Annotated in this window: 36 protein-coding genes and 2 pseudogenes; 31 read left to right on the top strand and 7 right to left on the bottom strand. The window is 37.1% G+C overall.

Annotation, left to right across the window (positions count from 1 at the left end; genetic code table 11):
* Window positions 1-27 precede the first annotated feature (27 nt).
* From FEZ13_RS16090 to tnpA, 15 genes are all read left to right on the top strand, one after another.
* Window positions 28-396 (top strand): hypothetical protein, encoded by a 369-nt coding sequence (locus FEZ13_RS16090; RefSeq protein WP_146553536.1) that lies wholly within the window; start codon window positions 28-30, stop codon window positions 394-396.
* Window positions 338-1,153 (top strand): hypothetical protein, encoded by an 816-nt coding sequence (locus FEZ13_RS16085; RefSeq protein ID WP_146553535.1) that lies wholly within the window; start codon window positions 338-340, stop codon window positions 1,151-1,153. The genes FEZ13_RS16090 and FEZ13_RS16085 overlap by 59 nt, the downstream gene beginning before the upstream one ends.
* A gap of 48 nt (window positions 1,154-1,201) precedes the next feature.
* Window positions 1,202-1,504: a hypothetical protein gene (locus FEZ13_RS16080; RefSeq protein WP_146553534.1), complete on the top strand. Its 303-nt coding sequence runs from the start codon at window positions 1,202-1,204 to the stop codon at window positions 1,502-1,504.
* A 137-nt stretch (window positions 1,505-1,641) separates the two neighbouring features.
* Window positions 1,642-2,040, top strand: a complete 399-nt coding sequence (locus FEZ13_RS16075) for a hypothetical protein (protein WP_146553533.1) — start codon at window positions 1,642-1,644, stop codon at window positions 2,038-2,040.
* A 4-nt stretch (window positions 2,041-2,044) separates the two neighbouring features.
* Window positions 2,045-2,215 carry a hypothetical protein gene (locus FEZ13_RS19700; protein ID WP_186725955.1) on the top strand — a complete coding sequence of 57 codons (171 nt, stop codon included), beginning with the start codon at window positions 2,045-2,047 and terminating at the stop codon, window positions 2,213-2,215.
* A gap of 257 nt (window positions 2,216-2,472) precedes the next feature.
* Complete coding sequence (locus FEZ13_RS16070; protein WP_146553532.1) at window positions 2,473-2,682, top strand: hypothetical protein; 210 nt, start codon at window positions 2,473-2,475, stop codon at window positions 2,680-2,682.
* Window positions 2,679-3,074 (top strand): hypothetical protein, encoded by a 396-nt coding sequence (locus tag FEZ13_RS19835; RefSeq protein ID WP_222434430.1) that lies wholly within the window; start codon window positions 2,679-2,681, stop codon window positions 3,072-3,074. The genes FEZ13_RS16070 and FEZ13_RS19835 overlap by 4 nt, the downstream gene beginning before the upstream one ends.
* A complete protein-coding gene (locus FEZ13_RS16065) occupies window positions 3,064-3,759 on the top strand; it encodes a hypothetical protein (RefSeq protein WP_146553531.1) in 696 nt (231 codons plus the stop codon). Before FEZ13_RS19835 ends, FEZ13_RS16065 begins: the two co-directional genes overlap by 11 nt.
* Entirely contained in the window at window positions 3,759-4,076 is a 318-nt protein-coding gene (locus FEZ13_RS16060) for a hypothetical protein (protein WP_146553530.1), read from the top strand. The genes FEZ13_RS16065 and FEZ13_RS16060 overlap by 1 nt, the downstream gene beginning before the upstream one ends.
* Window positions 4,077-4,120: 44 nt before the next feature.
* The gene (locus FEZ13_RS16055; protein WP_146553529.1) at window positions 4,121-4,408 is read left to right on the top strand and encodes a hypothetical protein; all 288 of its coding nucleotides are present in this window, start codon (window positions 4,121-4,123) and stop codon (window positions 4,406-4,408) included.
* A gap of 80 nt (window positions 4,409-4,488) precedes the next feature.
* A complete protein-coding gene (locus FEZ13_RS16050; protein ID WP_146553528.1) occupies window positions 4,489-6,144 on the top strand; it encodes a phage tail tape measure protein in 1,656 nt (551 codons plus the stop codon).
* A 21-nt stretch (window positions 6,145-6,165) separates the two neighbouring features.
* The gene (locus FEZ13_RS16045; protein WP_146553527.1) at window positions 6,166-6,720 is read left to right on the top strand and encodes a hypothetical protein; all 555 of its coding nucleotides are present in this window, start codon (window positions 6,166-6,168) and stop codon (window positions 6,718-6,720) included.
* A 1-nt stretch (window position 6,721) separates the two neighbouring features.
* A complete protein-coding gene (locus tag FEZ13_RS16040) occupies window positions 6,722-7,153 on the top strand; it encodes a phBC6A51 family helix-turn-helix protein (protein ID WP_146553526.1) in 432 nt (143 codons plus the stop codon).
* 592 nt (window positions 7,154-7,745) lie between these two features.
* Window positions 7,746-8,315 (top strand): recombinase family protein, encoded by a 570-nt coding sequence (locus FEZ13_RS16035; protein ID WP_146553525.1) that lies wholly within the window; start codon window positions 7,746-7,748, stop codon window positions 8,313-8,315.
* Window positions 8,316-9,059: 744 nt separating this feature from the next.
* Window positions 9,060-9,515, top strand: coding sequence for an IS200/IS605 family transposase (gene tnpA / locus FEZ13_RS16030; protein ID WP_146553524.1), 456 nt, complete (start codon window positions 9,060-9,062; stop codon window positions 9,513-9,515).
* A gap of 496 nt (window positions 9,516-10,011) precedes the next feature.
* Here the strand turns inward: tnpA and FEZ13_RS16025 are convergent.
* Window positions 10,012-10,239: pseudogene (locus FEZ13_RS16025) on the bottom strand (integrase core domain-containing protein); the annotation flags it as partial.
* Between the two features lie 190 nt (window positions 10,240-10,429).
* Here FEZ13_RS16025 and FEZ13_RS16020 point away from each other — a divergent pair.
* Together FEZ13_RS16020 and FEZ13_RS16015 are read left to right on the top strand one after the other, a co-directional pair.
* Window positions 10,430-10,747 (top strand): hypothetical protein, encoded by a 318-nt coding sequence (locus FEZ13_RS16020; protein WP_146553523.1) that lies wholly within the window; start codon window positions 10,430-10,432, stop codon window positions 10,745-10,747.
* Between the two features lie 348 nt (window positions 10,748-11,095).
* Window positions 11,096-11,317 (top strand): hypothetical protein, encoded by a 222-nt coding sequence (locus tag FEZ13_RS16015; RefSeq protein WP_146553522.1) that lies wholly within the window; start codon window positions 11,096-11,098, stop codon window positions 11,315-11,317.
* 220 nt (window positions 11,318-11,537) lie between these two features.
* Here FEZ13_RS16015 and FEZ13_RS16010 read toward each other — a convergent pair whose 3' ends face one another.
* Entirely contained in the window at window positions 11,538-11,867 is a 330-nt protein-coding gene (locus FEZ13_RS16010) for a hypothetical protein (protein WP_146553521.1), read from the bottom strand.
* A 222-nt stretch (window positions 11,868-12,089) separates the two neighbouring features.
* On the opposite strand from FEZ13_RS16010, the gene FEZ13_RS16005 reads away from it, so the two are divergent.
* From FEZ13_RS16005 to FEZ13_RS20535, 5 genes and pseudogenes are all read left to right on the top strand, one after another.
* Window positions 12,090-12,380, top strand: a complete 291-nt coding sequence (locus FEZ13_RS16005; RefSeq protein WP_146553520.1) for a hypothetical protein — start codon at window positions 12,090-12,092, stop codon at window positions 12,378-12,380.
* A gap of 123 nt (window positions 12,381-12,503) precedes the next feature.
* Window positions 12,504-12,641, top strand: a pseudogene (locus tag FEZ13_RS16000) (helix-turn-helix transcriptional regulator); the annotation flags it as partial.
* A gap of 104 nt (window positions 12,642-12,745) precedes the next feature.
* On the top strand, window positions 12,746-13,138 hold the full coding sequence (locus tag FEZ13_RS15995) for a phage holin family protein (protein WP_146553518.1): 393 nt from the start codon (window positions 12,746-12,748) through the stop codon (window positions 13,136-13,138).
* Entirely contained in the window at window positions 13,135-13,830 is a 696-nt protein-coding gene (locus FEZ13_RS15990; RefSeq protein ID WP_146553517.1) for an N-acetylmuramoyl-L-alanine amidase, read from the top strand. Before FEZ13_RS15995 ends, FEZ13_RS15990 begins: the two co-directional genes overlap by 4 nt.
* Window positions 13,821-13,913 carry a DUF5776 domain-containing protein gene (locus FEZ13_RS20535; RefSeq protein WP_222434429.1) on the top strand — a complete coding sequence of 31 codons (93 nt, stop codon included), beginning with the start codon at window positions 13,821-13,823 and terminating at the stop codon, window positions 13,911-13,913. The genes FEZ13_RS15990 and FEZ13_RS20535 overlap by 10 nt, the downstream gene beginning before the upstream one ends.
* A gap of 64 nt (window positions 13,914-13,977) precedes the next feature.
* Here FEZ13_RS20535 and FEZ13_RS15985 read toward each other — a convergent pair whose 3' ends face one another.
* Both FEZ13_RS15985 and FEZ13_RS15980 read right to left on the bottom strand, forming a co-directional pair.
* A complete protein-coding gene (locus FEZ13_RS15985) occupies window positions 13,978-14,208 on the bottom strand; it encodes a hypothetical protein (protein ID WP_146553516.1) in 231 nt (76 codons plus the stop codon).
* A 10-nt stretch (window positions 14,209-14,218) separates the two neighbouring features.
* Window positions 14,219-14,737, bottom strand: a complete 519-nt coding sequence (locus FEZ13_RS15980; protein WP_146553515.1) for a hypothetical protein — start codon at window positions 14,735-14,737, stop codon at window positions 14,219-14,221.
* Window positions 14,738-15,268: 531 nt separating this feature from the next.
* Between FEZ13_RS15980 and FEZ13_RS15975 the strand changes: the two genes are divergently transcribed.
* Together FEZ13_RS15975 and FEZ13_RS15970 are read left to right on the top strand one after the other, a co-directional pair.
* On the top strand, window positions 15,269-15,448 hold the full coding sequence (locus tag FEZ13_RS15975) for a hypothetical protein (protein ID WP_146553514.1): 180 nt from the start codon (window positions 15,269-15,271) through the stop codon (window positions 15,446-15,448).
* Between the two features lie 7 nt (window positions 15,449-15,455).
* Window positions 15,456-16,067 (top strand): GNAT family acetyltransferase, encoded by a 612-nt coding sequence (locus tag FEZ13_RS15970; protein WP_146553513.1) that lies wholly within the window; start codon window positions 15,456-15,458, stop codon window positions 16,065-16,067.
* A gap of 149 nt (window positions 16,068-16,216) precedes the next feature.
* Here FEZ13_RS15970 and FEZ13_RS15965 read toward each other — a convergent pair whose 3' ends face one another.
* The 3 genes from FEZ13_RS15965 to FEZ13_RS15960 form a co-directional block, all read right to left on the bottom strand.
* Window positions 16,217-16,453 carry a helix-turn-helix domain-containing protein gene (locus FEZ13_RS15965; protein ID WP_146553512.1) on the bottom strand — a complete coding sequence of 79 codons (237 nt, stop codon included), beginning with the start codon at window positions 16,451-16,453 and terminating at the stop codon, window positions 16,217-16,219.
* A 171-nt stretch (window positions 16,454-16,624) separates the two neighbouring features.
* Window positions 16,625-16,762, bottom strand: a complete 138-nt coding sequence (locus FEZ13_RS19695; protein ID WP_186725954.1) for a hypothetical protein — start codon at window positions 16,760-16,762, stop codon at window positions 16,625-16,627.
* 131 nt (window positions 16,763-16,893) lie between these two features.
* On the bottom strand, window positions 16,894-17,379 hold the full coding sequence (locus tag FEZ13_RS15960) for a Vmc-like lipoprotein signal peptide domain-containing protein (protein WP_370467726.1): 486 nt from the start codon (window positions 17,377-17,379) through the stop codon (window positions 16,894-16,896).
* 353 nt (window positions 17,380-17,732) lie between these two features.
* On the opposite strand from FEZ13_RS15960, the gene FEZ13_RS19690 reads away from it, so the two are divergent.
* The 7 genes from FEZ13_RS19690 to FEZ13_RS15930 all read left to right on the top strand — a co-directional run bounded on the left by FEZ13_RS19690 (window position 17,733) and on the right by FEZ13_RS15930 (window position 23,345).
* Complete coding sequence (locus FEZ13_RS19690) at window positions 17,733-17,906, top strand: hypothetical protein (RefSeq protein ID WP_186725953.1); 174 nt, start codon at window positions 17,733-17,735, stop codon at window positions 17,904-17,906.
* Window positions 17,893-18,102: a hypothetical protein gene (locus tag FEZ13_RS15955; RefSeq protein WP_146553510.1), complete on the top strand. Its 210-nt coding sequence runs from the start codon at window positions 17,893-17,895 to the stop codon at window positions 18,100-18,102. The genes FEZ13_RS19690 and FEZ13_RS15955 overlap by 14 nt, the downstream gene beginning before the upstream one ends.
* 66 nt (window positions 18,103-18,168) lie before the next feature.
* The gene (locus tag FEZ13_RS15950; RefSeq protein WP_370467725.1) at window positions 18,169-18,474 is read left to right on the top strand and encodes a Fic family protein; all 306 of its coding nucleotides are present in this window, start codon (window positions 18,169-18,171) and stop codon (window positions 18,472-18,474) included.
* 707 nt (window positions 18,475-19,181) lie between these two features.
* Entirely contained in the window at window positions 19,182-20,618 is a 1,437-nt protein-coding gene (gene abc-f / locus FEZ13_RS15945; protein WP_146553508.1) for a ribosomal protection-like ABC-F family protein, read from the top strand.
* 293 nt (window positions 20,619-20,911) lie between these two features.
* Entirely contained in the window at window positions 20,912-21,760 is an 849-nt protein-coding gene (locus FEZ13_RS15940) for an AraC family transcriptional regulator (RefSeq protein WP_146553507.1), read from the top strand.
* A 204-nt stretch (window positions 21,761-21,964) separates the two neighbouring features.
* Entirely contained in the window at window positions 21,965-22,183 is a 219-nt protein-coding gene (locus tag FEZ13_RS15935) for a YdbC family protein (RefSeq protein WP_146553506.1), read from the top strand.
* Window positions 22,184-22,556: 373 nt separating this feature from the next.
* Window positions 22,557-23,345, top strand: a complete 789-nt coding sequence (locus tag FEZ13_RS15930) for a HipA domain-containing protein (protein WP_146553505.1) — start codon at window positions 22,557-22,559, stop codon at window positions 23,343-23,345.
* The last annotated feature ends 29 nt before the right edge of the window (window positions 23,346-23,374 follow it).

The raw sequence follows: 23,374 nt of genomic DNA, 5'->3' as shown, positions 1-23,374 counted from the left end.
AATAGTGAGAATAAAGGGGGCGAGGAGATGGCAGTAGGGAAGGCGCTACAAGGCGCAAGAATGATGGTTTTAAACTATTTACAGGCAACGAGAGAGCTAAACGTTGTTAAGACGCAAATTGAGCTAGGTGACGCACATAAAGCATATAGCGACATCTTAAAAATGATTAGCAAGCGCACCAACTTAAAACGCTACTATGCAGCTTTAATAAAATCAATAGAACGCGAGCTAAGTATTATTGACTCGCTTTTTATAGCAAGCACACAAACAAAGGACGCGAGGGCGTTTATGACAGCGAGCGACACGTACCTTAATAAACTGCAAGGGGAGATTGAGATTGAAAACGAATGTAGCCGAGAAATTAAAAAAGAAAAAGCATGTAGTAGTCAAGTGTGATTATGAGCGTATCAAGCAATTAAAACACCAATATACACTTGCGGGAATGACAGACTTTGAAGAACTAGCGGAAGAAATAGAAAGCGAGATTTACAAAGCACTAGACTCAAAAGTTGACGCGGATCGTATTAATCGTAAGCAGCTCGAATATTTTGGCTCAATGCTCGATAGTGTAGCGCTAAACATCGAACGCAAAGCGGAAATGCTCGAGATACAAGAACGCTCGGCAGAAGAATGGCGCCAACTAGAATATGAATACGCTAGAGTTAAGCCTGGCGGATATTCAATGCTAACGCTAGAGCACATTAAGGCTCCGCATATCTTTGCTAAGTATCAAGAGTGCGCGCATCGCTTTTGTATAACGGGATTTAGACCGGCAAACGGCAAGCAAAAATACTGCTGTCCGGAATGTGCCGAAGCTGAAAAGAACGCTCGAAAAGAGTTCAAGCGCACGTCAAAGCTATACGCTAACGGTACTTATTTGCCAGTCCTTGCGTATAAATCACGTACATTACAGCACATGGACAAGCAATATAAAGATCATGAGCGAGTGTTTGGAATTAGCGTACAGGAGCGCACAACTAAGCCTAATAGACGAAGTCGTGAGCGTGCTATTAGGAAACAGCAGATAGAACGCGAAGCAACTTGCGCGGTGGGTAGTAAAGTAACAACGTACAAATTAAGCGATATGTCCGACGCCGAGATTAAAGAGAAGTTCGGCGATTCTTTTTTAGCTAGTTTACGTAAAAAAGCATAACATACGCCATTTTAAAATTATTATATATGAATGAAGGAGCGAAGTCAAATGGAAGTTACATTAAAAATTAGAACAATTGATAATCAAAAACGCGAGGTGACAGTTACTAGCGATGAAGGAACTTCTAGTAGCTATTACACAAATACAAACGCGATATTCCCCTTATATAAGGAGCTGATTTACTTTTGTAGAGATCATCAAGGCGCTGAGCTAGATATTTATAGTAATAGTTCTTCATTTGTTGCAGAATTAAAAAGCTTTGAAACAAGTGGTAAACGTCTTGCAGTAATGCTAAAAGATACATTAAGTGATTGTGCTTGCAGCATTAAGTCTGTAAAGCAAAGTAGCTAAAAATAGAAATTGAGATTGATAAAGAGAGGGAGATTGAGAATGGTAGATTTAATCCAACAAATAGCAATGATAACTAACTTTACTTGCGGAATTTTATTAATAGCGTTTTCCGTATTTTTCGGAGGTGAATATATCTAATGCCACGTAAAACATCATCCGATATTAAGCACTCAGACGACTGGCTAAAAGACGTTGCCGACGTAATCACCAAAGAACGAATAACAGCGACTTTATTTATTGAACGCGCTAAATGTACGGACTCAGACACTTATATCACGTTCACATATGCCAATAAGACCGAGATAATCGAGGTTGGGACGTTATACGAGGGAACTAGAGCGCCTCTAGCCGTCAATTTAGCGCTTGAACAGATGGCTGATGAGATAGCGCCGGGCAAGGTTTTAGTTATATACGCTACCAATGCAAAGCGTTTTATTGAGGATATTATCGACCGCAAAGGCAATATGAGCCGTCGGACCGCTGAGCGCTTGGACCTGCTAGACGTTGAGTTGCAAGTCGATTTGGGGAGGAGATAGCGATATGACTAACGTTAATCTTTACCATGACCGCGTTGCTAATAAGCTCTATATTGACGCTGGCACTAAGCAAATAGCGATAGACGTCGATAGAGACACCTTAACCGCGACAGAGCTGGCGTTCATCATCGCTAGCCCTACCGTCAAGGACATTATAAGGGCGGTGATTAAATGATACTTCGTGTATATGCGGATAGTGTCGCCCATGACTTACGCTATGCTACTTGCCGGTGCATTGTGGCAGATGCGGAGACGGGCGAAGTGGTGCGAGTGTTAGAACGCGAACATATTAACGAGGAGCCGGGCGAGTTACTTGAAAGAACGATGAAAGAATTGACCGCGGAACTAGAGGCGGAAGGTTACTCGATACTATGAAGCGATTTGCTGAGGTAAACGTTGAGCTTAAAATTGACCTGAAGGGGAGTAGATAGAATGGCACGTATCAAGGTTTGCAAGGAAGAATATAAGGAAGCTCCTTATAGTATCGCCCGATTAATCGCGTATAACGCTGAGACATTAGAGAAAGTAAAGTCATTACGGGTAGAAACTTGTGCTGGAGATGCTGACGAGTTACTAGAGCGTCATCGTTATAAGGAATGGTTTATTAAAGAATTAGAGAACGAAGGTCATTCAGTGATATGAAGCGATTCGCTGAGGTAAACGTCGAACTATTACAGGGCGTTCCGATGCTCGCTATGCTTATTTACGTTAATAACGAGCTTGTTTCGACAGTCGCCCGTCCTTTTACGAGTTATTCGGATATTGTAGACGAGCTGGTCCTTTACGAAGTCGATAACGCGGAGACTAGCACACAGGCGCTATATGCGTATATCGTACAAAATCAGCTAGGAGACATTGTTTACAAGCGCGATTTAACGTCAACAGAGCGCTTTATTAAGCGCCAAGAAAGCGAGCTAATGCAAATATACGGAATTAATCTAAAGCCAAAGCCTCCGCGGTGGATGGCTTTTTTATATACGCAAACTAAGAAAATAACAACAAAATTTGAGGAGCGATATGACTATGACAATTAAAAAATTACAATTTAAACCATTAGAACAATATCAAAAACAAAACGAGGAGTACAGCATTAAGGTGGATGAGCAACAGGCTAAATTAGACGAGGCAAAAGACGCGTACCAAAAAGCAACGCAAGCCTATGAGAAAGCCTTCACCGAGTCAATAAGAACTGGCAAGGACGCCACAGCAGAACTCGCTAAATTAGATACTGAGGTAGATGAAGCAAAGGCGGCATACGAAAAGGCAGCCCGCGATACTAGTCTTGCGTTAAGCGCTATAAGTAAGCCTGATTTCGATACGGTGGCGCTTGTAGACGAGTGGAATCAATCGTTCACAAATGAAATCGCAGAACAGCAAGTTAAGCCTATTGAGGAACGCTTAGAGTTAGCGCGGGACCTTATTTATTCCGCATTACTCGATTACCGAGAGGTTAAGTCGTTATACAACAGTGAAATCGAAGAATTAGAAGGCATTTCTCGTCAAAACAAATTGCTGGGTAAAACTAGCTCGCTTTATATGATCCACAATCCAATTAGCAAATTTAAAGTATACGGAAAGCCCGGCGTCAATACCGCAAAAGGCTATATGAATGTATTAGCCGAGGACTATAACGCTTTAATAGGTGGCGACGGTAGTGGGTTAAAGAAAGAAAATATAAATTATATCGCATCAATCAAAGATATTAAGGGGGCGAAATAATGTTAGTAACAAACTTACGCTACCAACAATCTAAGTTAAATCAAAAGCTAGAGCTTGGCGAAGAAATTACAGCGGAAGATATGGAACTAGCTCGTGATATAGCACGGAGCTCCGGAGATGATGGCACTCGTGTTTTATTCGCAAAATTAAAGCGGAAGTATATGGAGAATCCGGTTGAGGAGACAATGACAGCTGAAAAGCTCGAGCAACTGGCGGATAAGGCTCGTAAGACAGGGCGGTTAGAGGATCGCGTTGCTTATAGTCGAGCTAAAAAAGAATTAGAAGAAATACAAAATGTAGATACAGATGGAGAATAGCGTCCTTCGGGCGCTTTTTTATTTGACGAAAGGAGAGCGATAACATGGCAACACTAGACGATTTACAGAAAATCAATGAACTACAACAAACGTTTTTGCCGGTTTTAAACGGTGGACTTCGAGACGAATTGGCGCTTAGAAGAATGGTAGACGCAATGCCAGCGGTCAAGGAGATTAAGCGCGACAGTCAGGTCTATATCGCAGCTGCATTAGTATTACGGGCTGCAAAAGCGCTAAAAAAGGCGCAAGATAAGAAAAGCGTTTGGCAGACGCTTAAAGCACGGGGGTTTATGGAAGCAGCGCAGAAAGAAATACAAAAACTGTATAAATGAATGCAGAGCCGTCCGCTTGTAGCGAAAGAGAGAAAACGCTGCAATGACGGCTTTTATCATGCAGAAAAGGGGATGAAGAAATGGCAATAGATTTAAAAGCGATACTACGCTTGGATGACCGGCTCAGCAAGCAGTTAAAGAACGTTGACCGCGCTATTAGCACAACCGCAAAAAACTCCGGGCGTCTAAGCAAGGCAATAGGAGACGTAGGGAAGCACGGTACAAGCGGGATGAACAGCGTTACGAGCGCAGTTGGAAAGGTTTCTTTAGCGCTAGGAGGTGCGGTTTCAGCTGCGAAATTGTTCCAATCTACAATCGGAGAAGCCATGAAATTCGAGCAAAGCTCCGTGCTAATCGAGGCTATGTTCGATGATAAGAAACTATCGAATCAATACAACGCTATGATTCAAAAAATGGCGCAAGACAGTCCGATTATGAACACTAGCGATATGATGGGCAGCTCGAAGGCATTTATCGGGATAACTAAGGATTTACCGGCACTTAAACAAGCGTGGAAAGTTGCGGAGAAATTATCCATTATGGATCCTGAGCAGGGGCTTCAAGGCGCTGTATACGCTATGAAAGAGTTAGCGTCCGGTGACGGAGTATCAATGGCTGAGCGATTCGAGATGCCAAAATCCGTAGTCAACGACCTGAAAAAACTCAGCTTTGAGGACCAATTAGCGGGAATCCAAAAGTACCTCGATAAAGCCGGTATAACGAATAAGACCGTGGATAAGATGGGGACGACAACCATGGCGAAGTGGAATCAGGTTAAAGAACGCATGAGCTCGGTCTTTCGGAACATGGGAACTGACGGGAATTCAGGCATAGGAAAGGCGCTTGATGATGTACTCGCGAAGATAAATAGCCCGGCATTTGATAAGTTCGCTCAGACAATGAACGTAAAAATAGGTGGAGCTATTACAAAAGCGACCGAATACGCCGTTAAATTCGCTTCATACGTCCAAAACAACTGGGGAACGATTACAAGCGTTGCAAAAGGCGTCGCCATCGCATTTGTCGGACTTAAATCGCTATCGTTTCTAGTCAGATTATTCTCAACGATTACAACGGTTGTCGGTGCTGGCGTTAAGGTGTTCCGGGGATTATGGAAGGTAGTCGGCTTTGTGCGAAAGGCGTTTACGTTGGTACGGCTCGCTATGATGTTGTTCCCAGGCTCTTGGATAGTCGTCGCAATTGGCGCTGTTATTGCTGCCGGAATTTTGCTATACAAAAATTGGAACAGGGTAAAAACCGTATGGTCAAGCGTTTGGAAATCCATTAAACAAAACGCAGCAGACTCAGTAAATAGCGTAATCGGCAAAATCAATGCGCTTATTGGCACAATTAACAAGATTCCTGGCGTAAATATTCCAATCATACCTAAAGTAAATTGGGGTGCATCGGAAGTAGCGCCGGCTAAGAAAATATCGAAAAGCAATCCGCAACTCGGCTCAATGGTCAATTATGCGCCGAAGAATTATGGCGGATTGAACTTAACAGGACACAGTCATAAAGGCGGACTTAACCGTGTACCTTATGACGGATATGTTGCAAGGCTCCATGCTAACGAGAAAATTCTTACAGCAGAACAAGCTAAGACGTACGACTCCGGTAATGGCGGTGTATTGATTACAGGTAATACGTTCAATGTTCGTCAGGAAAGCGATATTGAAGCGATAGCAAGCGTATTGGCAAGTAAAGTTTACTCAGCTGCAGGACGAGGAGCTTAATGACGAAAGGAGAGCGATAAAATGGACATCGACATTGAAAAAATAAAGCGCAGACTAGCGGAAGTCACTCGCGACCTTGAAAAGGTAAACGCAGAACGGGGCTACTGTATGCTTAAGCAAAAGCGGATTGATCCGGAGCTTTGCGCCAATGCAGCCGCCATGGTAGTAGACGAAGCAACCGAGTTTATTGTCGCAGTTGCCGACTTATTGCTAAAGACAAACGAATTTCCGGACTTGCGCTCGGATGCCGAAATTGTGGCGAAAATAGAGCGCTGGATTGACTTGCTAGGCGTAGCCATGCGAATGGATTCGCTACATGATAATGAAGTCTATTGGCGCTATAAAAACGTAGACGGCGATTGTATATTGTTATCAGCCTCTTTGCATTGCCTAATCCGTGATAAAGCGGAGAACGCTAGACGGGGCTTCACTCCATTATGTGAGGCAAACTATCTGACTGAATCATTAGCGGAGATTATCGCTAAAACTAAGGGTTTTGAGTGCTTTGAATACGACTATAGCGCGATTATTGCAGAGAATAAAGAGTGGAGCAGATTAGCGGAAGGGGAACGATAGTATGAGAACAGAATCAGAATTAAAGGCGCTACTTACAGCGCAAGAACAGCACGCAGTTTTATTATTAGTTGAGAACCAATTTGCGCCGAAAGGTAACAAGCGGACACTAGAGGATATTGCGGAAGAAGTAGGCGTCTCAGCGCGCCAATTATACAACTATCGCAAGGACAATCCGGCATTTAATGAGTATAAGACGCTAGTGGCGAATCAAATGCTTTTAAGTAAGCGCGAGATTGTAGACAGCCAGCTTATGCGATTAATCGAAGGAACGTCAAACAACGGCAATGGCTCGATTAAGGCGATTGAGCTTTATTACAAATTGACTGGCGCATTGAAGGATAGCGTTACGATTAATAGCGAACAGTCAAAAACGCAAGTCAAGGCGGAAGATGTGGCGGCAAATATCGAGGCATTACGAGCTACATTGAAATAGAACGGATTACAACGGGCATGATCGCATAACTGCGGTTGTGCCTCTTTTTTTATTGCTCCGGATTAGTTGAAAATGCACACACTTGTTACTAAATATATCTAGTAGCATTTATGTGCACTTTTTAAGCGGTAATATACAACTAGCTCATTGAACGTAGTGAAATGAAAGGCGTTAGCCTTTGAGATTAAGCGTTAATGGCGGAATAGTAAAAGGCTCTACAAAGAGCGAGCCTTGTCGACGAGCAAAGCTCTTACGACGATTAGCATTAATAATACAACGCATTAATACATAAGGGCGCCATCCTTCGCTAATACTCGCTATATCATTTATCGCTGGGGTTTCGTTAGTCTACGAAAGAGAACCATATACTAATCCGGCTCATTCCGGTAATTTCCGAAATAAAGCAATTCCGAGGGCTTACGCTTATTTCACCTACTCGAGACGCCTGGCGTGTGCCTACCCGTGAAAACTCGGGGGCTCAATCGCATAAACGGTATCATATATTAAAGTATTTGACACCGATAACGCAACATGATACTATCGGTATATCAAACGGTATCATATATCGGTATCACTAAAGGAGACGGTGTCATTGACTAAGTACGGATATGCGCGAGTATCAACGCTACATCAATCGCTAGATGAACAGGAACGCCAGCTAAAGGCAGAAGGCTGCGAAACTATTTATGCTGAGCACTATACCGGCACAACGAAGGAGCGCCCGCAGTTCCAAGCGCTATTGGACGTAGTAGAAGGCGGAGACACTATCGTAGTAACTAAGCTAGACCGCTTTGCTCGTTCAGCTACGGATGCAATAACGATTATACGGGACCTTTTCGCTAAGGGCATACGCGTGCACATACTTAATATGGGCGTTGTAGAAGATACGTCAATGGGCCGTCTAATGCTGACAATGCTCGCTGGCTTTGCCGAGTTTGAGCGGGATATGATTGTTGAGAGAACGCAAGCAGGACGCGAAGTTGCGAGACAACGCGAAGGTTATAAAGATGGACGAAAGCCAAAGTATTCACGCAAGCAACTCGATCATGCAATGAAGCTGAAAGAAACGCATAGCTTTACGCAGGTCGCTGACATTACCGGAATTTCAATCGCAACTTTAAAAAGAGAAAGCGCAAAAAGGAAAGCAGAAGGCAATCGCTAAGTAATGGCGCTTGTCTTTTTTTTTTTTGCGTAAAATCCCCTCAAGCGCCGACCGTCATAGGGCTGTCGTCTGAGCTCCACCACTTGCGGATAATATTTTTTAATCTCGGGGGGTAAAATTTTGCGTAATATTTTTTTAATTCCGGGGGCTAATCCGGTCTACAGTACGGACAAGTAATAGACGAAGCTGTCGCAGTTTTTTACGAATCAACAGTCGTTGTTTTCGGGTAATTCCCGCCTTTACTTTTAATGAAATATACCGTATGATTAAACATAAGAAGTTCGATTGTACCGAGTATGCGAAAGGTACGACCATTTGCACGTTATATTACCGCTAATATTACCGCTAGCTTTGCCGAGGTACTAACGTTTAGACTAGCGCTTTCTGGACGCGGGTTCGATTCCCGCCGTCTCCATACAAGAGAGACTGCTAATCGCAGTCATATTAACGATTACAAAGAGAGGGATATTGAACGGGAGTTGAACTCTTGCGAAATTTCCCTCTTTTTATTTTATCCCAATAAAATTTTACTATTTATAGTACTAGTTCATGACCTTCTAAAAATTTTTAGGAGGTTTTTTGTATGGTTAAAAATAATCGTAAACACGGAATCTTCGCAGTACCGGAGGAGGTGAAATCTGTAGATTTAATTTCCAAATGCGTGGTCTCACTCCACCGTCTTTAGACGGTATCCGCTTTTAGCCTTCCATTAAGATATCCATACTTTAAAAGAGGGGAGGAAGTATGGACGGATATCGAAAAAACAGTCATACAGTTCATGATATAAAGTATGACGTGATCTGGGTAACCAAGTATAGATATAAAATGCTTCATGGAAATATTGCATATAGAACAAGGGAATTAATCAGGCAAGGTTGTGAGACTAGGGGAATTCAAATCATACAAGGAAGTGTTGGAAAAGACCATATTCACTTGTTATTAGCATGTCCACCAAGTATGGCGCCGAGTAAAATTCTGCAATATTTGAAAGGAAGATCCTCAAGACTGCTACAGGATGAATTTCCTGAACTCAAAAAAAGATTTTGGGGCCAACATTTGTGGGCGAGAGGCTATTTTTGTGCGACAGTTGGAACAGTAACCGAAGAAATAATTCGCAATTATATTGCAAATCAATTTAATGAAGGGATAGATGAGATATTCAAAGTTGACACTGTAGCGAATGTATTAAATTATACATAATATTAATGAAATGTTATATTTCAAAGGGATAGGAATTATTTGAGTTGTGGAGTTTTATCAACAGAATGCAGAAGTACAAATTATGATTAGATAGCAGATGTCTTGTGTAGGTCAAAACGGCATAATTAAGTGAGGGATAAATATAAAAGGACATAGTATAATAAGGGAATCAATAATTGACCCATTTCACTATACCATGTCCGTTCTTTGCATTATTAGTTTATTCAATTATGTTTAGTATGATACCAAATATCTAATTAAATTATATATCTCTATTTAAAAACTGTCAATAAAATTAAATATGTGGATCTACGTCAAGTTTCTGGACACATAAAAGTTTATTTTTTTGTTCTGCGCAACCTCCATTTTGGAGTGTTCCACATCCCATGTAGCCCGTCAAAGTGAAAAGAGCCTTTGACCGCCTACTTGAGATGTGAAGCGGATAATTCATGGAAGTTGCGCCCCAAAAATATGGAAGGGTGGTTAATCAGCCGCCTTAGTTTTTACGCCGAAAGTGTCGGCATATCTTTTCGAATTCATCTGGCGTGAGGTAACCAATTCCACTATGAATTCGTTTCCGATTATACCAACCTTCGATATATTGAAATAAGGCGATTCTTGCATTTTCAAAGGTTGCATATCGTTTTCTATAAACCTCTTCTTTTTTGAGGGTTGCGTGAAAAGATTCAATACAAGCATTGTCATAAGGGCATCCTTTACGACTGACCAGAGCGATAAAGCTCTACTACTGTTTGTTTAAATTCGTGGTTGTATCGTTTTTGTTTCATATTCCGGACACGTCCTCTCGTTTGTTCTATCATATTAATTTAACTAGAGTGTGTCCATACATCTATACTACATTCAATGTTGTTCTATGATATAATATTTAGAAAATTAATCAAGAGGTAAATTTTATGGAAGATGCAAAATTGTTAGGTGGTCAAAGGTATTTTATAAGTAAAGTAATAGAATACTTTGATCCACAACATTCTTATATTTTTACTAAAGTCTTACAGGATAAAAGGTATGATAGTATAAACTTAATGCTAGAAGAATTTCTAGAAATTAATAGAGATATCAAAGAAGGAACTAGTGATAAAACGAAATTGAAAAATAGTTTAAATAGTTCCTTGAAGTGCATTTTATTTCATTGTAAACAGAATCCATTATTGATAAAGGGGAGTCTTTCTAGAGATATCAGTTATCTAATTACAAAAAAATCCTATATATAAGGGTATAAGGGTTTTGATACTTTTTCTATAATTAACGATTAACGAAATATGTGCGTCAAAAATATATTTAAACCTAGATTATATTTTAAAAAGTACCACTTTGCGAAAGATCGAATAAAAAAATTACATTTAGCAGTGAAATTATTTGGGGGATTTCAAAAGAAAACAAATCCCAGCGTGAGAAAATAAAGATTTATACACCAAATTATTAATAAGAGGGGATAGCATTATGGCATATGTTGTTTTAGGAAAGCAGAGTGAAGTATTGGCTATTTCTGATACTATTAATCATTAAGAAAACGGGAATGTATGATTAATAATGATTCAATGGCGATTGCAGAGTCTTTGGTGAAAGATTATGTCTTAGTAGATACAATACCAGAAAATATACAACCATTAAAATACTGTTATGATACATCAATTGTTTTTTCACTCAATCCTAATTGGATAGAACCAGTTGATGACATGACAACCATGAAAAACAAATTAGACTTATATGAGAAACAGTTGCAAGAACAGGCAGGAGCCATCGCAGAATTAACTACATTAATCGAAGCAATGAGCGTCTAAAGTGCTTAGGCGTTTTTATTTTGCTTTAAAACTATATTTTCCAATGAAAGGTGGTGATTTCATGACATTCACAAAAAACAGTGGGCTGTAAAGGTGTGGGTTGGTCTAGTATTGACTGGCACTTATGAATTGGAACAAGTGCCAACATTATTCAATTTAAAAGAAGTAGTAACTGAAGTGGCAAATGGTACTGTTGAGTAGAATAGGTGTGAAGCCTTCTCTATCTTTTTTCTAACTTGAAGTATGATGATTGTGGATTTTTCTCTCTATCGTAATTTGTAAAGCAAATACTTTTGAACGTTTTACCTATCAATGGACAATCGAATTGTTCATTTAAGATTCTGCAACCTTCTAGCCTTGCTTTCTTTAATGGAGTATTAGAATCATTTAATACTTTGATGGGGTCAAGATCACTGATTTTTAATAAGTAATATGGTGAAGTTTTTTCGCCTTTTGTGATTATTGGATAATTTTCCGCAAGATTAAGCTCCTCCTGAGTAAGATCACTTTTTCTTAGCATGGTGATTTTGTATTCATTATAATTAAACATTAAAAACCTCCTTTGTTAGCTTATTATATAATGGAGAACGTACGAAAATGAAAAGGTTTCATGCTTTTTTAACACATTAGGAACCTGATGCGACACAAACGCAGTCAATCGACTAGCGTTATTTTTATTAAAAATAGTGGAAATTTGTTAAAGGTGAATTCTCCTTTTGATTGAAATTTATAATATATGCTTAAAATTTTATTCAAAAGGAAGGATGATTCAATGACCGAAGTGATAAGATCAACAGATTACTGCGATTTACTTAAGCAGGCAAAAGTAGAGGAAGGTAATTCTGTTTATTCGTTAGAGAAAATAATTGTTAAAGATAAAGAAACAGAAGAAATAAGGTTCTCTTATTACAAAAAGGATGCAAATGGAAAAGAGAATTTCGTACCAAGACCTTTAGACTTGGGAGAAGAATATTTAATTTCACTTTTAAGCGAAGGTATAAAAGCAAATGTAATATCAAAAGATTTACTAATAAAAGCTTTATTTGAAAGCCTTCCACAGTAATTGTGGAGGCTTTTCTTATACAAAAATTGAAGCCTTTTACGCTTCGAAAAGAAGGTGCTATATGCCAGAAGAGAATAAATGAATGCTCGATATTTATGAGCGATTAGGCGGCATTGACGCAAAGAATTGGCCTCTCAAGTGGGTGCGTCACGACAAACAATAAGTGCAATCGAAACTGGGCAATTTAACCCATCAGCTAAATTAGCTTTGATTTTGTGCATAGCATTGGACAAAAAGTTTGAAGAAATAGTTTATTTTTAATAACAAAAGTAGCTTTAGTCCATTAAAAGCAAAAATCAAGTTGAAATAAGTAGATAAAAGCCCCTCGCCTGTGTAGGTAAGGGCTTCATTTTTTATATAACTCTATCGTAGGTGGTTTAATCGCATCTCTTACTTATCTAGTAGGAGGACTTGATGATTTAGTGATCGCGTTAGCAATCATTATGGGAATTGATTATGTTTTAGGTTTATCTGCAGCCTATACAGTTAAGAAAAATGTCGATTCCAGAGTTGCTTTTAAAGGATTACTGAAAAAGACGGCCATGATTTTGATGGTCATTGTGGCTGTACAAATGGACAAAGTAACAGAAAGTGGACACTTTATGCGAACGGCTATGATTCTATTTTTAATTGGTATGGAAGGTATTAGCTTCATCGAAAATTTAGGCCAATTGGGGATTAAAACACCAAAGTTTATCAAAGATGCCTTTTCCCAATTACACGATGAAAACGATGATGAAAAGAGTGATAAAAAATGACAAAAAAATTCGTAATCAGTTCAGGGCATGGGGACAAAGTGAGTGGGGCTATAGGTATCTTAAACGAACATAACGAAGCAAAAAAAGTAGTCAATCGAGTATATGCGATCTTGACTACTCAGTACAATGGTGCGGGTTATAAATACCATGAAACTTCTGCAATTACTCAACAAAGAAATTTAGATAATATCGTAAACTATCACAACAGTAAATCACGCTCATTGGATATTAGTGTTCATTTTAATAGTGCCTCTGCAAGTGCAACTGGATCTGAATGCTTGTACTATGATGCTCGTAGCTTATCAGTTAAGATGAGTGAAGCAATGAGCAATGCACTCGGAATCGTTGATCGAGGGGCAAAAGAGCGCAAAGAGTTATACTTTTTACGCAATACCTCAAAGCCAGCCATTTTATTAGAAGTATGCTTTGTAACATCTAAGAAAGATGCAGATGCATATCATAAAAACTTCGAGGATTTATGTCAAGCCATTGGGAAAGTGATTGCTGCAGAACTTGGATACAAGAAAAAAGTGACAACTGCTCGTAAATCATCTAAAGCTTCATATTATAAAAGTGGCACAGGCTTATATCGTATCAAAAAAGACTGTTATGCATACAAAAAAGTGAAGTTTGATAAAAAAATCGAGTTGAAGTTTGCAAAAAAAATACTAAATATACGATTGTGGACGTGATCAAGTATGGATCAGTATATAAATTAAAAACCAAATCTGGTTTATATATCACTGCCAATAAAGAGTTTGTTGAAAAAGTGTAAAGTAAAGACCAGGACTCACATTTAAATGGGTACCTGGTCTTTTATATAAATTCTTAATAATTAATTATAAATCTTTTATTCTTTCAATAAATGGTTTTCCATCAATTATCCCATGTTTGAAGAGTTCTTCTGCAGTTTTAAATGCCTGAGTGTAGGAATCTCTTGAACGTGTGAGTAGAAAGCTTTTTTCTTCAGGTACTCTACTAATCCACCATTCTTCATCTTTATAATCGAATGCTAATTCTTGCCCTTCTTCTATGGCTTCTTTAAATTCTTTCCAAACTTTTTCATCCATATTATCCCTCCTAATACCATTCAGTTTTCTTTGCCCATTTACCTTTAGAATTATATCCCCAGTCATGACGATGTGGAACTTTTGGGTGCTTTTTGGCATTTCCGTGGTTTGTATAATGTATATCTACTTCGGCCTTACCATCCTTTTTATAATATCTTCTAGTATTTAGCTTACCATCTTTATATAGATCTCTTGAAGAATAGCCTTTTTTAACTTTACTAGGAAGGTTTCTTAGTTTTTTTGAATATTTATATGTAGAATTTCTACCTTTAACTTTAATCACTTTCTTTTTTGCATCTTTATAGAGCTGAGCTTTTGTTTTCTTCTTCTTCTTCTTGGGTGTTGGTTTTGGCTTAGGTTTTGGCTTGAAAATTGGGAATAACCCTTTTGCTTCTGCAGTTTGTTTGTTAAAAGATATAGTGCTTGCTTTTTGGGATTCTTTATTCACTGGTTTTTGAATTTGATATGTTGAGAAAAACATTGCCAATGCAAATATACTAGCCATAATAATTTTTATCGCTTTTTTCATTCATAATTCTCCTTTACTTTATTTTAATATCAATATTAACTAAAAAATAAATATAAATTAAGCAAATTTAGTAAATATAAGTAAAAATATATATGTAAAATGAGATAAAAGTCTTGTATTACATACATAAAAAGAGGATATAATACTTATTATATAGAACTAAAGTTGTATGACGTCTATACAGGGGTGTAGTGGATGGAAGAAAAAATCATGCAGATTAAAGAAGAGTTGCAACGGCTTAGTGAGGAATTGCGAAAGTTGAAAAGGGAGATTATTGAGGTACTTGAAAGACCATAAATATAAATAAATGTTAACAATGGATTCAGTATAATCTGCAAAATATGGATAGTATAAGAAAACGAAAGAAAACGAAAGAAAACGAAAGAAAATTATTGCATAAATGTAACAAAAGTTGTTTAATGAAAGTATAGAAAAGTTTAAAACAGACTAGTTATAAATGATTAGTCATAAATAAAAATGAAGTGTATAAGTTGTCTGCGTGAGCATAATATAATATCAGGGGTGATAGCAATGGCGACTCAAAGCTTTCTTACCGATTTTAAATTCACGGCAAAGTCAGGCAAAAAAATTGTCAGTGCAATTGAGAATTCGAAGACGAGTGAACACGTTATATCTCAAAAAGTTGATTTAGTAAGAAGTACGACTAAAATTAACAATTTAATGGATGCCTTTTTGGGAGCTCGTCGGTAGATAGTATATGGCTTTAGATATAGTACAGCTTAAAGACGTTTTGAATACAGGTAGAAGTGAGGAGGAGATTCGTCAAATCCTCCTCACTTTTTGTTCACGCCCATGTAAAGATCCAGAAAAGGTTCATGACGTTGAAAATTTTTTACACCATAAAGCTATAGAATTTGAAAAAATGGATATTGCACGTACATATTTAGTCTTCTCTACATATAAAAGTATTCCTGTTTTGGTCGGATACTATTCGTTATCAAATAAACCTCTTGTAATTAGTAAGAGAAATTTTGCGAAATTTAGTAGTTCATTAAAAAGAAAACTTATGGGGTTTGGTCATAAAACGGATAGTGAAAATTATGAAATAAAAGGTTATTTATTAGGACAACTAGGTAAAAATTTTTCCGAGAATGCTTTAGCTACTAGTTCAGTATGTGGAGCTGATTTATTAAAGATGGCAACCGATTCTATGATGAATGCTTATAGAGCTACCGGGGGTAGAATTTTTTATCTTGAATGTGAAGACGAACCAAAATTAAAAACATTTTATACAAAACAAGGTTTTAGAGGAATAGAAGGCTATAAATCTCAAAATGATTTATGTATTTTTGTTCGAAGAATAGCATAGATTCATTTAATTGGCTGAAGTCATTACTCTGGTCTTCTGAAACAAAAGAACACATTTTCTTTTTTAGAAAAGGCAACACAATGCAAAATATACGCCGCTCATAAAAAGTAAAAATGAGCCCCTCGCCTATGTGGTAAGGGGCTCATTTTTTACTTTTTAGGTTCAGGTCCATACCATTTTTCCATCGCCCTAACGGATATAATCCATTCGCCGCGTTTTGCATTAGGAAGTTTAAAGTACTTAATTAAACCTTCCTCTTTCATTTGCTGTAATTCCACAGCCATTCTATTGGTACGGCCTTTCAATCTCTCTTGCATTGTTGATGTAGGAAGTCCCCACCGGAAAGCAGCTTCAGTTGGAGTCATATAATGATCAATTTCCATCATCCATATCCTTTCGTCGCAAAATTTCTTCACGTTCTTTTAATAACTTTTTCTTTTGACTTTTGTAGTACCACACGCGTACTTGTAAAAGAAGTATAGCGATCCAAATGATTGCCAGCATTATAAAAAAGATTTTCATGACGGTTATGGTATACTTAGTAATGAGTGAGGGGATTAACCCCCTCTTCTCATTTTTCTATTTTCTAGCCGTATCTTTTCAGCTTCTTGTTTACTCTTCGTTCCATTGTGCCAGATTTTTCGAAGTGGGACTAAGCTGGTAAGTACGGCTATTGTTGTTACTAAGTATTCCATTTGTTCACCTCCTTTTGATATATTAATAATAACGTGTTATAACATGTTAATCAATAGATTTATTAATGTTTATTTGAAATTTTTCCATTATTTTTTATTGAATAAATAAAGACCACCTTAATTGGTGATCTTTATTTAATACTCCATGAGGGATGAACAAAATAATCTTTTGAATATTTTTCATAACTTTCTATTGGGAAGTTTTCAAAATCAATATCGTCCATTGAATCACGATCCATACTAACTTTAACAACTGGAATCTCTGACTTGTTTCCCTTATCGTCAATTGCGGTCTCATACCACCAGATAGTTATTTGTTTCGCATTTTTAAATTTTTTCAATTCTTTCATAACATCGTTGGTATCATACAGAATTTTTTTTGCGTCCGTAGAAGCATCTGCATTTAATCTCAACATGACATAATTGCTACTATCCACTTTGGTTTTAATAACTCTTTTTTTATTATCGTGCCCTGTATCACCAACCGAATTATTAATAGCAGCAGATAGATTTTCATTATTAAGCTTTGAATAATTAACTTCTTTCTTATTATTCGTACAAGAAGCTACAACAATCCCTATGATGATAATAAATAGAATTGGAGACAAGCAACCAATTAAAATTATACGTGATGTTTTTTACTTTTTTCTATTTGATTATCCATTTTTATGTAATCCCTCCTTAGTACAAAAATACTATAAATTGTAATCAGAGGAAATATGCAATTTAAAAAAGACCGCCAAAAAGACGGTCTACAATGATGGATAAAATGATGATTTTGTGGTAACAAAAAGTGAAATTTATATAATTCAAACGAGAAAATTCGATACGTTAGAATGGCGATATGACGGGGTTTGTTATCCTTTGATATAAAATATTATCATGGTTAATATACTCCCGCCGTCTCCATAAATAAAAACGTCCGATGAAAATCGGACGTTTTTTAACTATAATATGGGAGGGAAAACTTGTGAACAAAATAACAATGCAATCAAAATCCTATCAACATGTTAAAAAGAATTTAATGTTAGAAAATTTTTCTATCAACTCTGAATTGGCACAAAGGGCTATTGATCTCGTAAATAGTAATAAAAAAATTACACTAAGTGTAATTAAAGAGGCATTATGGGATGCCAAAATATAATTTTGGAGAAAATGAACAAGACTTATTAGCACAAAACATACTTGGAATTGATAATCTGGAGCAATTGGAAAAAGCAGAGCAATTTGTTTTTTCTATTCGTGCCTTAGAATTTGAAGTCGGGATTTATACTATTAAAGGATTAACAATGGAGGGATTGTTAGATCTACATAGACATCTGTTTCAAGATATTTATTAATTTGCAGGAAAAGTAAGAAATGTTCAGTTAATTAAAGAAACAACTAGATTTTGCTAATTTCAATATATTGAATCTTGTGCCACAGAAATCTTTGAAGAAATGAATAAAGAAAATACTTGGTCTACTAAAGCAATAGCAGTAGAACGTTTAAGCTATTACAAAGCAGAGCTTAATTTACTACATCCATTTCGTGAAGGAAATGGTAGAACTATACGTATATTTATTCAATATTTAGCAAAAAAGAAAGGTTATTATTGGGACTATACAAAATTAGAATCATCAATATACTTAAAAGCCATGAAACTTTCCATATATGATACAAGTTTATTACAACAAATATTTGAAAATACATTAGCTCAAAAAACTTTTTGATCTTAGATTGTAAGAACTAGTGATTAAAAAGTTTTTTGATTTGGAAAGTAAAAATTATCATCCTCAGTATTAGGCCTCTACAAGAGTAGAAGATTAAATAATAGAAGATATTATAAAAAAGGAATAAAACTAATGTAGATAAATTATACAAACCATGGTGATCCTAAAAACTTCTAGAGTATCCTTTTGATTTGAGATATAATTTTTCCCAAAAAAGTGGGTATAGAATAATAAGCACTCAAGAGAAATAGATAAGTGAAAGGAATAGTGGATGAAGAACGAGAATTAGCCTTTTTATAAACTTGAATGTGATCTGAGTATAAAGCCATCAAGACGTCTAAAGGAAATAGTTGCATTTTCTTCGTAAACTATCCATACTGAAGGTAACTTATAGGAGAGGAGGGTACGTTCATGCACAGTATCCGTCTACGCTAGTATCGCAATAAGAAAGCGACCTCACAAAATGTGGAGGCTTTTTTGTTGTGCTTGCGAAGATGGGCTGAGCGAGGCGTATCCTTTTTATGGATGACGTTTTTTCGTCGCTGTCAAAGCAGGCAACTTCTACATTTTTGTGGATGCGACCTGCTTTTTTATTGCCTTCCAAAGTATTTTTTTTGGAGGATGATGGGCGTGCAACTATTATTATTCTTTTGATATCCATCGTTGACCAACGCATGATATAGGGCAACGATTGGAGGAATCCTTAGGTGGATATACAATTTAAACTGGAAAATGTAGATGTAACGTATTTTGAAAAGACTATTTTGTCAATTGATTATTTGGCGATACACCAAATGGATCGTATTGGTATTGTAGGAGAAAATGGGGCAGGGAAAAGCACTTTATTGAAGTTATTAGCAGGTGTTATTGAACCAACAGCTGGTCATATTACAAGACCCGTACGCTTTGGATATTTAGGACAAAAGGAACCTCCGAAAGCGATGCCGGTTGAGCAAGAATGGTTAAGTCGTCTTCATGTTCCACAGCATGATGGATTAAGTGGTGGTGAGCAGACTCGTCTCAAGATTGCACAACTATTTAATACGTATCAAGAGTCACTTTTAATGGACGAACCAACAACGTATTTGGATGTGGAGGGGATTCAATGGCTTCAAGAGGAGTTACAGTATTATTACGGTACACTCATTGTTGTTAGTCATGACCGTGCGTTATTAGATACGCTTGTGACGATGATCTGGGAGGTATGTGATGGTCATGTGCATATTTACAAGGGAAATTATAGTGATTATGAAGTACAAAAGCAACGAGAACTTGAGTCACAGCAGCTTGCACATGAGCAATATCTGAAGGAAAAGACGAGACTTGAAAAGGCTGTGCAGGAAAAGGTAAAGAAGGCCGCAAAGGTTACTCAGTCGAAGGCAAAAGCAAAAGGAATGTCACCAGATCGATTGTCAGCTAGAAAATCGAAAGATACTGTGCAAAAAAATATGCACAAAGTAGCTAGGGCTATGGAACGCCGTATTGAGCAACTTGAGGATGTTGAGGCTGTTGTTCGAAAAGCAGCGATACGATTCCCCACCCAAACAGAACAGCTTGCATTGCACAACAAAGTGCCGATTTTAGCAAATCACTGGTCACTTGGCAATGTACTTGAAAAAACGAGCTTTCAATTTAACTTAGGTGAGCGTATTGCGATTACTGGGAAGAACGGGAGCGGAAAAACGACGCTATTGAATGCGATAGAAAGTCGTGCGGATGGTTTAGTCATCTCACCAAAAGTGAAATTCGGTTGCTTCCGCCAAATGAGTTATCAATTTGAGGATAATGAAACAGTTTTTGATTTTGTAAAAAACCGTTCAGAGTATGATGAAACGTTGTTATATTCAGTACTATATGAATTGAAATTTACAGGCAGTGATCTTGAAAAACATGTATGGGAATTGAGCGGTGGAGAGGCTATTCGTCTACGTCTTTGTGAATTATTTTTAGGATGCTACAATATTTTACTATTAGATGAACCAACGAATTTTTTAGATGTACCCACGATTCAAGCCTTAGAGTGCATGATGCTGGGATATGAGGAAACCATTTTGTTTGTCTCTCATGATCAGACCTTTATTCAAAACGTTGCAACTGCCCATTATGAAATCGTCGATAAAAAATTAGTCAATGTGGGGATCTAGTCATCTAAATAGCTAAAAGCAGTGCCTGAAAAAATAAATTCAGTTATTGAAAAGTACATATGAATTTAAGTAAAAAGAAACAGTGGGCGTAATAATTATAGGTGCCAATTACCTGAATAATTTAAGTAACAAATTGATATTATTTTGATGAAGAAATGATACATTTGGTAGACTTAAATTGTATTGGTGACTGGCATTTTATTAATCGTTGATGCATCCGATTTTTTTAGGCATGAAAAGTCGGATGAATAGTCCTTGTTTTATTTATAGTATAGGTTGAAGGAGATAAAATGATGGAATGGCTGGAAAGAATGAATAGGGTGTTAGATTATATTGAAGATCACTTGGAAGAAAAAACGGATTATAAGAAAATAGCACAAATCGCTTGCTGCTCGGAATATCATTTTTCAAGAATGTTTTCTTCTATAACAAGAATATCACTTTCCGAATATATTAGAAGAAGACGCTTAACGCTGGCTGCATTTGAAATACAAAAAAGTAATCACCTTATTACGGATATAGCGATGAAATACGGATATGATTCTGTTGATTCTTTTACAAGAGCGTTTAAAAAGACGCATGGTTTAACACCAACTGCTGCCCGTGAAATGGGAACGTCTTTAAAAGCCTTTCCGAAGATCTCTTTTCAAATATCTATAAAAGGAGATACAGAAATGGAATATAGGATTGAAAATGTAGATTTTGAGTTGAGAATTGTTGGAAAAGGGAAAACAGTAAAAACAAGTAGAGCCTTTAAAACGATCCCAACGCTTTGGAGTACTGCTAGAAAAGATGGATTGATGGATAAACTGATAGACATGTCATGGGAAAATCCTAAATGTATGCTTAAAAGCCTTTTAGGCGTTTGTGGAAAAGAAGCAGCAATTACAGATGAACATTTTACTTATTTCATGGGTGTTCGCTATGATGGTGAATCTCCAGAGGATCTGGAAACATTAATTATTCCTAAAAGTACATGGGCTGTTTTCCCGAATATTCCTGAAGCGTGGAAAAGACTGTATTCCGAATGGGTGCCTACTTCCGGATACGAACTTGCTGATCTGCCATGCATAGAATGCTATTATCCGCCCAAACATAAACCAAGACATGAACTTTGGGTACCTATCATACCGAAAAAATAGTAGAAATGATGGAACTAAACTGACTAATAAGCGAATAACCATTGAATAACAGAAATGCTAAGGATAAAAATGATTCGACTGATAAAACTTTATCTTCTTAGATATAAGCGATTAAAAAAGAATATGGTACGATTGAAAATGATTAAATTCGAAAAAGAACAGTGGAATATACGAACCGCTGTTCATAGATGAGGTGTTGAAGGCATGGCAGATATCAAATTTGAAATAGTCGAACATATTGGAGTCCTTTCCGAATCAGCAAAAGGATGGACCAAAGAGTTGAATGTCATCAGCTGGAATGGCAAAGAGCCTAAATACGATTTACGAGATTGGGCGCCAAATAAGGAGAAAATGGGGAAGGGCATTACACTATCGAATGACGAATTTGAGGCGCTAAAGAATTTAATAAAAAAATCTATTTAGAGAGAGGCAAAAAGTCATCTCTCTTTTTGTAAAAGTGTGATTTTGTAATAGCCTAAATATTGGTACCTATTGCCGTATTTTCAGGGTGTTTCATTAACAGATTATATAAATTTGAATACATAGTAAATCAGCATTTTTTAAATGTACATTGTTAATTGTGACCATCAATTGAGCTAAAGCATTTTTTCGCCTCTCTTTATATTTAACGACACTTCATTTCTGGTAGATAATCAACATGTAAAAATATGTAGTGTGTTTCAGCATCCTTTAATGGATAATTTTGTTGTTTTGCTTGCTGTTTGTGTTCTTCTATAATTTAGCTATGATAAAATCAAATCAACAGAATTTATAAAATGAGAGAAAGGAGTTTTCAATGGAAATTATCAAAATTCCAGCAAATGCTGTTCAAATTATTAGTACGTCGAGTAAAGGCAACCAATCAAAATGGCAACTTGAAGAACGGTGGATTAAACAGAATACACGTGGATATGAAGGACAAGCAGAAGTTTTAGCCTCTCTCATTCTTCAATGTTCTACACTATCTTCAAATAATTATGTGAAATATTATCCTTGTAAAATTGAATTACCTGATGGAACAAGACAACAAGGATGCTATTCTTACGACTTCCGAGGAAAACTACAAGAAGTAACATTAGAACATTTATTTGAAAGGAACTTTACATCAACAGATGCTATTTTAAATAGTCAAGAGTCTGCAACACGAAAGTTTGAACAATTGATGAGTCAAGTGGAGCAATTTACCGGGATGAATGTACGGGAAGATATTGCGCGACTTTTCGCATTCGATGCATTGATCTTAAACGAAGACCGTCATACGAATAATATTTTATTCCTTTATGATCCTATTCATCACTCGTGGCAACTTGCTCCAATTTTTGATAATGGACTAAGTTTGTTATCCGATGAAAAAGATTACAAAATAGGGACTCCTATTAGCGTTTTAATTCGCCAAGTAAAAGCAAAACCTTTGACCTCTTCTTTCTCCAAACAATTAAGGCTTTACACAGGCGAACCATTCATTGATAAAGCAAAATTATTAAAGCAGTTAGAGGAAACAGATATAGATTTTGGCAGGGCGAAAGAGGTGTTGCTTGCACAATTGCGAAATCCGGCTTTTGCTCACTTATTTATCCCGCTTTAACGGGCAGTAAGACCCCCATTTCAAGATAT

Origin of the sequence: Rummeliibacillus sp. SL167, assembly GCF_007896505.1 — a bacterium.
Lineage (GTDB): Bacteria > Bacillota > Bacilli > Bacillales_A > Planococcaceae > Rummeliibacillus > Rummeliibacillus suwonensis.
This window is presented reverse-complemented; position numbering and strand designations above follow the sequence as displayed.